Annotated in this window: 13 protein-coding genes; 8 read left to right on the forward strand and 5 right to left on the reverse strand. The window is 59.2% G+C overall.

The genetic code is table 11. From position 1 onward, the window contains the following. The first annotated feature begins 69 nt into the window (after positions 1 to 69). The 4 genes from argJ (at position 70) to ribA (ending at position 3518) form a co-directional block, all read left to right on the forward strand. Positions 70 to 1287, forward strand: a complete 1218-nt coding sequence (argJ, locus tag AC13D2_RS05985) for a bifunctional glutamate N-acetyltransferase/amino-acid acetyltransferase ArgJ (protein ID WP_420390612.1) — start codon at positions 70 to 72, stop codon at positions 1285 to 1287. A 2-nt stretch (positions 1288 to 1289) separates the two neighbouring features. Then, positions 1290 to 2255 (forward strand): Nudix family hydrolase, encoded by a 966-nt coding sequence (locus tag AC13D2_RS05990; RefSeq protein ID WP_292049662.1) that lies wholly within the window; start codon positions 1290 to 1292, stop codon positions 2253 to 2255. 76 nt (positions 2256 to 2331) lie between these two features. Next, the gene (gene moaC / locus AC13D2_RS05995) at positions 2332 to 2820 is read left to right on the forward strand and encodes a cyclic pyranopterin monophosphate synthase MoaC (protein WP_292049663.1); all 489 of its coding nucleotides are present in this window, start codon (positions 2332 to 2334) and stop codon (positions 2818 to 2820) included. Between the two features lie 83 nt (positions 2821 to 2903). Beyond that, positions 2904 to 3518, forward strand: a complete 615-nt coding sequence (gene ribA, locus AC13D2_RS06000) for a GTP cyclohydrolase II (protein ID WP_007154564.1) — start codon at positions 2904 to 2906, stop codon at positions 3516 to 3518. Positions 3519 to 3536: 18 nt separating this feature from the next. Here ribA and dxs read toward each other — a convergent pair whose 3' ends face one another. The 4 genes from dxs to AC13D2_RS06020 form a co-directional block, all read right to left on the reverse strand. Next, a complete protein-coding gene (dxs, locus tag AC13D2_RS06005) occupies positions 3537 to 5471 on the reverse strand; it encodes a 1-deoxy-D-xylulose-5-phosphate synthase (RefSeq protein ID WP_300497068.1) in 1935 nt (644 codons plus the stop codon). Positions 5472 to 5608: 137 nt separating this feature from the next. Next, on the reverse strand, positions 5609 to 6508 hold the full coding sequence (locus AC13D2_RS06010) for a polyprenyl synthetase family protein (protein ID WP_292049666.1): 900 nt from the start codon (positions 6506 to 6508) through the stop codon (positions 5609 to 5611). After that, positions 6508 to 6762, reverse strand: coding sequence for an exodeoxyribonuclease VII small subunit (locus tag AC13D2_RS06015; RefSeq protein ID WP_292049667.1), 255 nt, complete (start codon positions 6760 to 6762; stop codon positions 6508 to 6510). Before AC13D2_RS06015 ends, AC13D2_RS06010 begins: the two co-directional genes overlap by 1 nt. Positions 6763 to 6810: 48 nt before the next feature. After that, positions 6811 to 7596 carry an NRDE family protein gene (locus AC13D2_RS06020; protein WP_292049668.1) on the reverse strand — a complete coding sequence of 262 codons (786 nt, stop codon included), beginning with the start codon at positions 7594 to 7596 and terminating at the stop codon, positions 6811 to 6813. Positions 7597 to 7682: 86 nt separating this feature from the next. Between AC13D2_RS06020 and AC13D2_RS06025 the strand changes: the two genes are divergently transcribed. The 4 genes from AC13D2_RS06025 to AC13D2_RS06040 all read left to right on the forward strand — a co-directional run bounded on the left by AC13D2_RS06025 (position 7683) and on the right by AC13D2_RS06040 (position 11076). After that, positions 7683 to 8477 carry a sulfite exporter TauE/SafE family protein gene (locus tag AC13D2_RS06025; RefSeq protein WP_482938345.1) on the forward strand — a complete coding sequence of 265 codons (795 nt, stop codon included), beginning with the start codon at positions 7683 to 7685 and terminating at the stop codon, positions 8475 to 8477. 15 nt (positions 8478 to 8492) lie between these two features. Beyond that, complete coding sequence (gene lgt, locus AC13D2_RS06030) at positions 8493 to 9281, forward strand: prolipoprotein diacylglyceryl transferase (RefSeq protein ID WP_482938346.1); 789 nt, start codon at positions 8493 to 8495, stop codon at positions 9279 to 9281. Further along, positions 9278 to 10117, forward strand: coding sequence for a thymidylate synthase (locus tag AC13D2_RS06035; RefSeq protein ID WP_300497053.1), 840 nt, complete (start codon positions 9278 to 9280; stop codon positions 10115 to 10117). Before lgt ends, AC13D2_RS06035 begins: the two co-directional genes overlap by 4 nt. Before the next feature lie 443 nt (positions 10118 to 10560). After that, the gene (locus AC13D2_RS06040; RefSeq protein ID WP_040474719.1) at positions 10561 to 11076 is read left to right on the forward strand and encodes a dihydrofolate reductase; all 516 of its coding nucleotides are present in this window, start codon (positions 10561 to 10563) and stop codon (positions 11074 to 11076) included. Positions 11077 to 11093: 17 nt separating this feature from the next. On the opposite strand, the gene AC13D2_RS06045 is transcribed toward AC13D2_RS06040, so the two are convergent. Then, positions 11094 to 12605 (reverse strand): DEAD/DEAH box helicase, encoded by a 1512-nt coding sequence (locus tag AC13D2_RS06045; protein ID WP_007155029.1) that lies wholly within the window; start codon positions 12603 to 12605, stop codon positions 11094 to 11096. Positions 12606 to 12674 lie beyond the last annotated feature (69 nt).

Genomic DNA, 12674 nt, shown 5'->3' on the forward strand with positions numbered 1-12674 from the left:
TTCGTTTGGTAACTGGTGTTCCGGCCGGGTCGCCGGGTAGAAGTCGATCATGACGAAAGGAGATTGAAGATGGCAGTTGGTCCAGGAACCTTGCCGACGTTTTTCCCGGTGGCCGGTGTCAGGCTGGGTATCGGCAGTGCCGGTATCAAGAAACCTGGCAAGAAGGATCTGGTGGTTATTGAGCTGGCGCCGGGTAGCCGAGTGGCCGGTATTTTTACCCGTAATCAGTTTTGCGCGGCCCCCGTTCACGTTACGCGAAGCCATCTGGCAAGCGATGCACCGCGCTACCTGCTGATCAACACCGGCAATGCCAATGCCGGTACCGGCGAACAAGGTATGAAGGATGCCCAGGCCTGCTGTCAGGCGCTGGCGGATCACGCCGGTGTCTCCGCCGGTAGCATATTGCCTTTTTCAACCGGCGTTATCGGTGAACCGCTGCCGGTGGGTAAAATCGTCAGCGCGTTGCCGCAGGCGCTGGCGGATGTCTCCGAATCGCACTGGGCAGAAGCGGCCTCGGGTATTATGACCACGGACACTCGCCCCAAGGGTGCCTCGCGCCAGATTGATCTGGATGGCCAAACGGTATCCATATCCGGTATCAGTAAGGGGGCGGGCATGATCCGCCCCAACATGGCTACCATGCTGGGCTTCATTGCCACCGATGCGAATATCGCGCCGGACGTGTTGTCGAGCCTTGCGTCGGAATTGGGTGAGGCGTCCTTCAACCGGATTACCATTGATGGCGACACGTCCACCAACGATGCCTGCATGCTGATTGCCAGCGGTCAGGCTGGTGGCCCTGAAATCACGGCGGATAGCCCGTCCCTGCCAAGGCTCAGGGAAACGCTGCGCGAGGTGTTCCTTGAGCTGGCGCACGCGATTGTCCGCGATGGTGAGGGAGCCACCAAGTTTGTCACCCTTGAAGTCAGCCGTGCGACATCGGTCCAGGAGGCGCTTGACGTTGCCTACACTGTTGCTCACTCACCACTGGTTAAAACCGCACTGTTTGCGTCCGATCCCAACTGGGGGAGGATACTGGCTGCCGTGGGGCGTGCTGGTGTCGATGGGCTGGACCTGAACGCCCTCGAGATCTGGCTGGGAGATGTGTGCCTGGTTCGCAATGGCGGTCGTGCGGCGGATTACAGCGAGTCGCGCGGGCAGGCAGTGATGGACGGTGAGGAAATTACCATCCACATTGATCTCGGGCGGGGGAATGTCAGTGAACGGGTGTGGACCTGCGACTTTTCCCATGACTACGTCACCATCAATGCTGAGTATCGCACCTGATTATGACGCCAGTTCAGGAAATACACGTTGCGGTGGGTGTTGTCTTTCGTGATGGGAAAGTGTTGATCGCCCGTCGGCCGGACCATGTTCATCAGGGCGGTTTACTTGAGTTTCCGGGTGGCAAGGTTGAGGACGGTGAAACGGTCCAACAGGCCCTGGTCAGGGAAGTTCACGAAGAGACCGGGTTGCGGATAGATCCGGACCTGCTTGAGCCGGTGATTGAAATTCGCCATGATTATGGGGACAAGCGGGTGTTTCTTGATGTCTGGGAAGCCTCATCAGCTGAAGGCGACCCCGAGGGCCGTGAAGGACAGGCGATACAATGGCTCGATGTCCAGGATCTGGCGGATGTTGATTTTCCCGCCGCAAACCGTCCGATTATCCGCGCACTGAAGCTGCCTCGTCGCTATGCCATTACCGGTTCTGCCGGTAATTCCTCGGCATTCCCTGAACAACTTCGCCAGCGCTTGCTCGAAACGCGCCCGCAGTTGTGCCTGTTCAGGGCGCCGGGATTAAGTGATGAGCTATACCAGCGGTTGGCGGGCTGGTCACTGGAGGCGTGTCGCGCAAGCGATTCCCTGTTGATGCTTCACGGTGCCCCGTCGCTGCTTGAGCGCCTGCCCGAGGCCGCCGGTTTGCACCTGCCGTGGCGGGAGGCCCGGCAGTATTCCGCCCGGCCGATACCCGAGGGATACCTGCTGGCAATCTCCTGTCACGATGAAGAGGAAATTGCCCATGCAGAACAGCTCCAGGCAGACTTTATTACCCTGGGCCCGGTAAAGCCTACCTCTTCCCATCCTGGTGCAACGGGAATTGGATGGGAGCGTTTCCAGGCGCTGGCCGCAGGCGCAGGGATTCCTGTCTATGCCCTTGGCGGGCTTGTCCCTGATGATGTCCACGCAGCACGACAGGTTGGCGCTCAGGGCATTGCGGGTATTGGTTTCTGGTGGTCAGGGAACGGATACTGATCCCGCCGCCAGTTCTGTACGCTCTGGTATGATAGATCCGTGAAGGCCGCTTTTATCAACGATTTTGGGAGACACCGTGAGCAAACTGACGCATCTTGACGATACTGGCGCCGCGCGCATGGTAGACGTTACGTCCAAGGCTGTTACCGAGCGTGAGGCCAGGGCCGAGGCGCTGATTCGGATGGCGCCGGACACCCTGGCAATGATTGTGGAAGGGCAGCATCCCAAGGGGGATGTACTGGCGGTGGCGCGGGTCGCCGGTATCATGGCGGCCAAGAAAACCCACGAACTGATTCCGCTTTGCCATGCGCTGAACCTGACGTCCGTCAAAGTGGAGCTGACACCGGGCGAGGACGGTGCTTCGGTCCGTATCGCCACCCTCTGTAAGCTATCCGGCCAGACGGGCGTCGAAATGGAGGCGCTCACGGCTGCCAGCGTGGCGGCACTGACGCTCTACGATATGTGCAAGGCCGTTGATCGCGGTATGGTCGTGGACAATGTCCGCCTGTTGGAGAAGAAGGGTGGTCGTAGTGGCCACTGGTCTGCTTCTGACTCCGGTTCGTAGGATCAACCATACAGAGACTACGCCAGGGCGCTGGCCTCGTGATAGAATGCGCCGCTCGATTGACTGAACCACGAGGAAACACTGTGGCTGTTCGTTACATCCAGACTTGCCGGCTGCCAACCCCTTTCGGCGTTTTCGACATGCACGGCTTTGAAGAGCCGGACACCGGAAAGGAGCACGTGGCGCTTACGCTGGGTGACCTCAACAGTCCGGAGCCGATGCTGGCGCGGACCCATTCCGAGTGCCTGACCGGCGACGCCCTGTACAGCATGCGCTGTGACTGTGGTTATCAGTTGGAGGAAGCCTTGCGCAGTATTGCCCGCGAAGGTCGGGGCATTCTTATGTACCTGCGCCAGGAAGGCCGGGGTATTGGGCTGCTGAACAAGATTCGTGCCTACAACCTGCAGGATCAGGGTGCGGATACCGTGGAAGCCAACGAACAACTCGGCTTTGCGGCTGACTTGCGGGACTACAGCATGTGCCGGGATATGTTGGCGCACCTGGGCATTCGTAGCCTGAGGCTGATGACCAATAACCCCCGCAAGGTAGATGCGTTGACCGATCTGGGCATAGAAATAGCGGAGCGCGTCCCTCTGCATGTGGGGCGCAACCCCCACAATGAGCATTACCTCAATACCAAGCAGAGCAAGCTCGGACACTGGTTCGAGACCCACCAGGACGACGATCCCGCCGTCTGATGTGATCTCTTCGCGCGCTTATTGAACCGCTTTTAGCGACTGGTTGTACTTCATTCGCTCCAGGCGGGTTTCAATAGTGTGCTTGATGCCTTCGGCATCCAGTCCGCAGGAAGACAGCAACTCGCCGTGCTTACCGTGATCTATGAAGGTGTCTGGCAGGCCGATCTGAAGCACGGGCTGGCTGACATCCCGGCTGTTCAGGAATTCCGTCACCGCGCTGCCCGCTCCGCCGGCAATGGCGTTCTCTTCAATCGTGACCAGAAGGCCATGCTTTTCCGCCAATGCCAGAATGAGCTCTTCATCCAACGGTTTTACAAAGCGCATGTCGGCGACAGTGGCGCCCAGAGACTTGGCAGCCTCCAGTGCAGGCGTGAGCAGGGTGCCGAAGTTAAGGATGGCAACACCCGATCCTTCTTTCACAAGCCGACCCTTGCCGATCGGTAGCGGAGCCAGTTCGCGGACCATCTCTGCGCCCGGGCCAGTACCCCGCGGGTAGCGTACTGCCGCCGGCCCCTCAAACAGCATGCCTGTGTGCAGCAGTTGACGGGTTTCGTTCTCGTCAGAGGGTGTCATCACGATCATGTTCGGGACACAGCGCAAGTAGCTGATGTCAAACGCGCCAGCGTGGGTGGGGCCGTCTTCGCCCACCAGCCCGGCCCGGTCGATAGCGAACAGGACGTCCAGATTCTGTATGGCCACGTCATGGATCAGCTGATCGTAGGCACGTTGAAGAAACGTCGAATAGATCGCCACCACCGGTTTGGCACCGTCACAGGCAAGGCCTGCAGCCAGAGTGACGGAGTGCTGTTCGGCAATGGCAACGTCGAAATACCGGTCCGGGAAGCGTTGGGAGAACGCCAGTAGGTCGGAGCCCTCACACATGGCGGGGGTGATACCCACGATGCGGTCGTCGGCTTCGGCGGCGTCACAGAGCCATTGGCCAAATACATTGGCGTACTTCAGTTTCGATGGCTTCGGGGCAACCGGTTCTGGCTTGCTGGGTGGTACCGGCTCGATTTTATTGATGGCATGGTAGCCGATCGGATCAGCCTCGGCCGGGGCGAAGCCCTTGCCTTTGGTGGTGACCACATGGAGAAATTGCGGGCCGTCCAGTTCGCGGATGTTCTCCAGGGTCTCCAGTAGCAGGGGCAGGTCGTGACCGTCGATGGGGCCAATGTAGTTGAACCCCAGCTCCTCAAACAGCGTGCCCGGGGAAATCATGCCCTTGAAGTGCTCTTCGGTCTTGCGGGCCAGTGCCATCAACTGTGGCGTGCCCTGGAGCACCCGTTTTCCGCTGTCGCGGACCTGGTTGTAGGTCCGGCTCGCCAACAGCTTGGCAAAATAGTTCGACAAGCCACCCACATTGCGGGAAATAGACATGTCATTGTCGTTGAGGATCACCAGCATGTTGGCGTCCAGGTGCCCGGCGTGGTTCAGAGCCTCGAACGCCATGCCGGCTGTCATGGCACCGTCACCGATGACGGCAATGCTCTTGCGACCAGTGCCCTGCATGCGGGAGGCGATGGCCATACCCAGGGCAGCGCTGATGGAGGTGCTGGAATGACCAACGCCGAAGGTATCGTATTCGCTCTCCGCACGTTTCGGAAAGCCGGCCAGGCCGTCTTTTCGGCGGATACTGTTCATGCGTTCCCGGCGCCCGGTCAGGATTTTATGGGGGTAGGCCTGGTGGCCCACGTCCCAGACCAGGCGGTCTTCCGGGGTATTGAAGACGTAATGCAGGGCAACGGTCAGTTCCAGGACACCCAGGCCGGCGCCGAAGTGGCCGCCTGTTTGACCCACCGACCATAGCAGGAAGGCACGTAGCTCCCTGGCGAGCTGGGTCAGTTGTTCTGCTGCCAGTTCGCGCAGTTGCCCGGGAGTGTCAATCCTGTCCAGCAGCGGCGTGTTGGGCCGTTGGGACGGGATCTCCTTAAAAGTATATGTATCCTGCATCTGCTCGGGTCTTTTCCGGGTGGTTCAAAATGTGGGTACTATTATAGGGGATGAAGGCACCCGGTTTCATACTGATTGGGCCAGTTGGTCCCCTCCAGTCCGTCATAAGTCAGTGTGCATCTCAGAGCCGTTGATGATCAATGGGTGCGTGCCACCACGTAGCCGGCCATGTCCCGGAGCAGGTCGCCTTCCTCGCCAAACATTTCGATGCTGGCCAGTGCGGACTCAAGCAGCTGCGACAGGTAGTTCCGGGCGCCGTCAGCGCCCAGCAGCGAGGGATAGGTTGGCTTGGAGCGGGCCAGATCCGAGCCCTGGGGTTTGCCGATCACCGTGGTGTCGCCCTCAATATCCAGCAGGTCATCCTGTACCTGGAAGGCGAGGCCGAGGGTTTGTGAATAAACCGTGAGGGCCGCCAACTGGTCCTCGCCCACATCGGTTGCGGTGAGAGCGCCCATCCGGACGCTGGCCGCAATGAGTGCGCCGGTTTTGTGGCGGTGCATTTTCTCCAACTGCTCAACGGTCAGTTGCTTGCCGACGGACTCGAGGTCTATCGCCTGTCCACCCGCCATCCCCTGGTGGCCACTGGCGGTCGCCAATTCCCGTATCATTGCAAGGCGCACCTGATCATCCAGTCCCGGTGCTTCGGCCAGCCAGCCGAACGCAAGGGTCTGCAGCGCATCGCCTGCCAATATGGCGGTGGCTTCGTCAAAGGCGATGTGCGTAGTGGCGCGGCCACGGCGCAAATCGTCATTGTCCATGGCCGGAAGGTCATCGTGAATCAACGAGTAGGCATGAATCAGTTCCAGCGAGCAGGCGGGAACGATCGCACTCTCCCGGGGCTGGCCCAGCGCCGTGGCTGCCGCCAGGCAAAGCGCCGGCCGGATGCGCTTGCCTCCGCCCAGCACACTGTATCGCATGGCCTGTTGCAGGCGTTCAGAACCTTGGCCGGATGCACAAAGCTGGCGCTCAAGTTCGGCGTCAATCTGATTGCGGCATTGTTCCAGGAACGTCGCCAGGCGGGTGTTCGGAGTTGACATCAGGCGGGTTCGTCCGGAGTGAAAGGGCGTGTTTCCAGTGTGCCATCACTGTTTTCGACCAGCTGTTCTACCCGCTGTTCCGCCGTCTTGAGCGCTTGCTGGCACTCTCGTGTCAGCTTTACGCCGCGTTCAAATGCTGTGAGAGACTGCTCCAGGGAGAGTTCGCCCTGCTCCAGGTCATGAACCAGTTTTTCCAGCTCATCCAGGGATTTTTCGAAGTCGGCGATGGACGCCGAGCTTTTCTCACCGGCCATAAAGGGCCTCCGGTTGCTTCGCGGAATTTGGCGGATTATACCAAAGCTTCAGGCCGACCGCTGCCAGCAGAAATGTCTTGCGCCTTCCTTTTTCCCCTCCGGTCCCCAACACTGCTCTGTCACCCGGATTTCACCAATGGCACTGACTGTGACCACCGTCGTGGCGCGGGTGCCGTAGTCGCCGCCGATAATGAAAGGGGAAGACAGAAAGCGTTCGGTATCCTTGCCAACGCCGGTATCCGGCAGTTCATGGTCGGGCGCCGGCGTAGTGTCCTGCAGGCGTTCGACAAGATTATGATGGAGATCATCGGTGCGGTCCGCCGACGCCCCTTCCAGCAAATCGGTCACCGAGTTTCTCAACCTCAGCAGTTTTGGCCAGGGGGTCTGCAGGAGGTGGTTGCTCAAGCCGTAGGTGCCGCGATGAACATGGCGCCCGGGGTGAGCGTCACGGTTGCTGTAGTACCATCCTGCGTGCTCATCCAGCCTGACCAGATTAAATCCCGAGTAATCGTTTTTTCGCGTTTGCAGTCGGGCTGCGAGCGCATCTCGGTTTTCTGCCAGCGCCATTAGTGGCAGTTCACCACGGGAGTGGGCGCCGGGTACCTGCGAGCCTTCCCGCACATTGGTTACGGCAGCAACACCTCCATCTTCATCGACTGCGAGCCAAGTGCCGCCTGACAGCAAATCACGTCCCGCCAGGATATTGCGCCCGGCGGTTTCGCTGTGCCACCAGTCCATGGCCGCAGTGGGCCGGCGAAAAAACTCATCACGATTTGCTGCCACGACCAGTGGAAAGGCAGGATGCTGTTGTACGCTAAAAACAATCAGGCACATGGTGGCGGGCTCATCAGTCGCGAGTGAACAAAAGGGATTCGGTGTGTATCATACCAGCCTGATTCGCTGTCTGCGTGTGGCTGAGTATGACCCTTTTTGCTGTTGTTGGCCTTTACCTTGTGCTGGGTGCCTTGGCGGGCACCATGGCTGGCCTGTTTGGCATTGGTGGCGGGCTGGTTATTGTTCCGGTGCTTATTTTCAGTTTTGACCTGCAGGGTGTGAGTAGCGACGTCGCTGCTCATCTGGCCGTGGGTACATCTCTGGCCACTATCGTGTTCACCTCCATCAGCTCAATCAGGTCCCATCATCTCCACGGAGCGGTCCGCTGGGAAATATTCCGCCCCATGACGGCGGGTATTGTACTCGGTGCGGTGCTGGGTGCCTGGACCGCATCCATGCTCAGTGGTGAGGCCCTGGAGTTGGTCATAGGTGTGTTTGTCATTCTGGTGGCTTTGAACATGCTTTTCGGTGCCAACCCCAAACCCGGCCGCGACGTGCCGGGATCCGTCGGGCTGGGGAGCGCCGGCGCCAGTATTGGCTGGGCATCCGCTATTTTTGGCATTGGCGGTGGCACGCTGACCGTTCCGTTCCTGAGCTGGTGTAACGTGCGGATGCAGCAAGCGGTAGGCACCTCCGCCGCCTGTGGATTGCCCATCGCTGTAGCCGGTGCGCTGGCAAACATCGCCACCGGCTGGCAGAACCCGGAGCTGCCCGAGCTCAGCATCGGGTTTATTTATTTGCCTGCGTTTGTGGGTATCGTTCTGGCCAGTGTATTGTTCGCCCGGGTTGGAGCTAATCTGGCTCATCGCCTGGACGCGGCCCTGTTGAAAAAAATCTTCGCCATCTTCCTGATTGTCGTAGGTATCCGTTTTCTGTTGTGACCTGAGGGGTTCTTGATGCTCCAGCATCCGCAAATCGATCCGGTGGCCATTGCCATCGGCCCTATGAAAATACACTGGTATGGCTTGACCTACCTGGTCGGATTTCTTGTGGGCTGGTGGCTGGGCCGCCTCCGCGCCCGCAAGCCCTGGTCGCCCATTACCGAAGTGCAGATGGGGGACATGCTGTTCTACATTGCCCTTGGTGTGATACTGGGCGGCCGTTTTGGCTATGTGATCTTCTACAATTTCAGCGCCTTCGCGGCCGATCCGCTGATGTTGCTGCGTGTGTGGGAAGGAGGTATGTCTTTCCACGGTGGCCTGCTTGGTGTGATCTTCGCCATGTGGTGGTTCGGTCGCAAGGTGGACCGCACCTTCTGGCAGATTGCGGATTTCGTCGCACCGCTGGTGCCGGTAGGGCTCGGCGCTGGCCGTATAGGCAACTTTATCAATGGCGAGCTGTGGGGTAAGCCCACCGACGTTGCCTGGGGCATGGTCTTCCGCACAGCACCGGACAGCCTGGCCCGGCACCCGTCCCAGCTTTACCAGTTTGCCCTGGAAGGCGTCCTGCTATTTATCGTCCTGTGGTGGTTTTCGTCCAAGCCGCGGCCCCGTATGGCGGTTTCTGGCTTGTTCCTGGCGTGTTATGGCGTGTTCCGCTTCCTGGTGGAGTTTGTTCGCCAGCCCGACCCACAACTGGGCTACCTGGCCTTTGACTGGCTTACCATGGGGCAGGTGTTGTCGTTCCCCATGATCCTCGCCGGTGTTGCTCTGATTGTTCTTGCTTACCGGAGAAACGCTGAATGAAAGCCTATCTCGACCTTATGAAAGACGTGGTGGACAACGGCATGGACCGCGGTGACCGAACCGGCGTAGGCACCCGCTCGGTCTTCGGCCGCCAGATTCGCTTTGACCTGCAGGACGGCTTCCCGCTGGTGACCACCAAGAAAGTCCACCTGCGCAGTATTATCCAGGAGCTGCTGTGGTTCCTGCAGGGTTCCACCGACAATAACTGGCTGAAAGAACGCAACGTTTCTATCTGGAATGAATGGGCCCTGGAGAACGGCGACCTCGGTCCTATCTACGGTAAACAGTGGCGAAGCTGGCACTGCCCGGACGGCAGCACTGTTGACCAGATCAGCGAGGTGATTGAGCAGATTCGCAACAAGCCCAATTCCCGCCGGCTGATTGTCTCGGCGTGGAACCCGGCTGAGCTTCCGGATGAATCCATTGGCCCCCAGGACAACGTCCGCCAGGGGCGCATGGCGTTGGCGCCTTGCCACTGCCTGTTCCAGTTCTACGTTGCCGACGGCAAACTCTCCTGTCAGCTCTACCAGCGCAGCGCGGATTTATTCCTGGGCGTGCCATTCAATATCGCGTCCTACGCGCTGCTGACTCACATGATCGCCCAGCAGTGCGATCTGGGGGTGGGGGAGTTCGTCCATACCTTCGGCGATTGTCACCTTTACCAGAACCACCTGACCGACGACATCGTATTCGAGCAGCTGAAAAGGGAGCCGCGGGCGTTGCCTCAGCTGGTGATCAAGCGGAAGCCTTCGTCAATCTTCGAGTACGAATTGGAGGATTTCGAGTTTGACGGGTATGAGCCATGTCCTGGGATTAAGGCGCCTATTGCTATTTGATCTCTAGCTGAGCCTGGCCCTTCTGTTTTGGCGTCTGCAGGTCAGCGGGTAGGAACTTCCGAAAAACGCCTCTAGACGTCCCTGTGCGGCTTGGGCTCCGCCATCCATGGCTCCGCACATTTTCGGAAGTTCCTACCCGCTGACCTGCGATCGAGTACCGGCGTTCGATTATCCGGAAGATTAGGTCAGATTTTGATGTCTATTCCGCCTTATGCTCAATCAAGTGCGCTATCGCGCAATGATTATGGATAAACTGACTGAATTGTCGGATCGCGAGAGGGCGGGAAGACGTGTCCAAAAATGTGCGGAGCCATGGATGGCGGAGCCCAAGCCGCGCATGGATGCCTTGAGGCGTTTTTTGGACACGTCTTCCCGCCCGCTTGCTGCCCCCAAATCTCGAGGGCTCCGGATTCGGAGCGCCCAAGCAGGAGGATAAACAAACAATGAGGAAGGCTCTCATAGTCGCCATGTCCCGCAACCGGGTCATCGGTCGAAACAATAAGCTACCGTGGTATTTGCCAGGCGACCTCAGGTACTTCAAACAGGCCACCATGGGAAAACCCATCATCATGGGCCGAAAAACCTGGGATTCCATTGGCAGACCCTTACCCGGACGGATGAACGTGGTGATTTCACGGAACCCGGAATGGGAAGCGCCCGCTGGAACGGTGGCGGCAGAATCGTTGGAAGACGCATTGGTCAAAGCCGAAGCTCAGGCCGAGATTGAAGGCGGGGACGAAGTGATGATCATCGGTGGTGGCCAGATCTACGCCGAAGTATTGCCGATGGTAGATCGGATTTATATCACCCAGGTACACGCCGAGGTCGACGGGGATGCCTTTTTTCCGGAAGTGAACTGGGAAGAGTGGGAAGAGCTCGGACGGGAGGATTTCTCCGCGTCCGATAACAACCCTTACGACTACAGCTTCGTCGTCTACCAGCGCCCAAGTCAGCCTTGAGCGCTTAGGTCAGCAGATCAGCCCTGGCGGGGTGGGCGCTTACCTGACGGCTTGCCACCCTTGCCGGGAGGCTTGCCCTTCGGGCCAGGGCCGCCGCGACCCTTGGGGCCCTTCTTGAAGCCGGGTTTGAATCCTGGCTTACCGCCCGGACGGCCACCTTTACGGTCACGACGTGGCGGTGCGGTGGCAGAAACCACCGGCAGTGCTTCCGGCTGTTCCAGGGGCAGCGAGCCCGGCTGGGATGCCTCCAGATAGCAAGCCAGCGCACCGGCAACCATCGCAATGTCCATGTCGTTGCGTTCGGCAATTTCATCGAGCAACGCCATCGCTTTGCCCAGCTTTCCATCTTCAGCAAAACCCAGAAGTTGTGACTCAAACTGCTCTTCCCGCATCTTCTTCAGAGCATTGGGCGAGGGCAGTTCATAGGATTCCATTGGCGAGTTGGTGGCGCGCTCAAGCGTGCGCAACCAGCTTCGCTCCCGAGGCGTGACCAGCAGAATCGCCTTGCCTTCACGACCGGCACGGCCGGTGCGGCCAACCCGGTGAATGTAGGCTTCGGTGTCGTAAGGCACGTCGTAGTTGATGACGTGAGTGATGCGGGGGACATCAAGGCCGCGGGCCGCAACATCCGTTGCCACGATGATGTCTTTCTTGCCGCGCTTGAGATCTTCCACTGTCTGCTCGCGTTGGCGCTGGTTCAGGTCGCCATTCAGTGGCGCTACCGCATGGCCACGTGCCGACAGTTTTTCCGCCAGTAGTGTGGTTTCCGCCTTGGTGCGAACGAAGATGATGGTTCCGTCTACCGGTTCCACTTCCAGGATGCGGGTCAGGGCATCCAGTTTGCGTTCGGCATAGACCGGCAGAACAAACTGGGAAATGCGCTCAACCGTGCGGGTCTCGCTCTCGATCTTCACTTCCGTGGCGTCGCGCAGATAGGTCTGGGCGACCTTCTTGATCTGCGGCGGCATAGTCGCGGAGAACAGCGCGCGTTGGCAGTTGTCCGGGGTCTTTGCCAGGATCGCTTCCACGTCGTCGATGAAACCCATGCGCAGCATTTCGTCGGCTTCGTCCAGTACCAGAGCTTTGAGGCTATCCAGTTTAAGCGTGCCCTTGCGGAGGTGGTCCAGCATTCGGCCAGGGGTGCCCACGATCACCTGGGCGCCGCGGCGCAGGCCCTTGATCTGAGGGAAAAAGTCCTGGCCGCCATAGATAGGCAGGACGTGAAAGTTGCGGAACTTGCTGGCATAGGTGGTGAACGCCTCGGCCACTTGGATGGCCAGTTCCCGCGTGGGTGCCAGAACGAGGATCTGCGGCGCCATCACAGACGCGTCTATCCGGCTCAGTAACGGCAGCGCAAAGGCGGCGGTTTTACCGGTACCTGTCTGGGCGACACCCAGTAAGTGCTTACCAGCCAACAGCGCAGGGATCGTCTGGGCCTGTATGGGAGAAGGCTTTTCATAGCCAACGGCGGCAACTGCTTCGAGGACAGCTGGATCCAGGCCGAGGTCGGCAAAAGACAATTCAGACATTAATTTACTCAGAATTCGGAGGGTAGGGCATTGCATTGCAATGCGTGTTATGGCGGGGATTATAACTGG

It is taken from the genome of Marinobacter sp. B-12 (assembly GCF_056857915.1).

Coding starts and splice junctions, on each gene's coding strand:
- lgt (WP_482938346.1), top strand. CDS start 8,493: ATGCTCCAGCATCCGCAAATCGATCCGGTGGCCATTGCCATCGGCCCT.
- AC13D2_RS06035 (WP_300497053.1), top strand. CDS start 9,278: ATGAAAGCCTATCTCGACCTTATGAAAGACGTGGTGGACAACGGCATG.
- AC13D2_RS06025 (WP_482938345.1), top strand. CDS start 7,683: ATGACCCTTTTTGCTGTTGTTGGCCTTTACCTTGTGCTGGGTGCCTTG.
- AC13D2_RS06020 (WP_292049668.1), bottom strand. CDS start 7,596: ATGTGCCTGATTGTTTTTAGCGTACAACAGCATCCTGCCTTTCCACTG.
- AC13D2_RS05990 (WP_292049662.1), top strand. CDS start 1,290: ATGACGCCAGTTCAGGAAATACACGTTGCGGTGGGTGTTGTCTTTCGT.
- dxs (WP_300497068.1), bottom strand. CDS start 5,471: ATGCAGGATACATATACTTTTAAGGAGATCCCGTCCCAACGGCCCAAC.
- AC13D2_RS06015 (WP_292049667.1), bottom strand. CDS start 6,762: ATGGCCGGTGAGAAAAGCTCGGCGTCCATCGCCGACTTCGAAAAATCC.
- AC13D2_RS06045 (WP_007155029.1), bottom strand. CDS start 12,605: ATGTCTGAATTGTCTTTTGCCGACCTCGGCCTGGATCCAGCTGTCCTC.
- AC13D2_RS06040 (WP_040474719.1), top strand. CDS start 10,561: ATGAGGAAGGCTCTCATAGTCGCCATGTCCCGCAACCGGGTCATCGGT.
- AC13D2_RS06010 (WP_292049666.1), bottom strand. CDS start 6,508: ATGTCAACTCCGAACACCCGCCTGGCGACGTTCCTGGAACAATGCCGC.
- argJ (WP_420390612.1), top strand. CDS start 70: ATGGCAGTTGGTCCAGGAACCTTGCCGACGTTTTTCCCGGTGGCCGGT.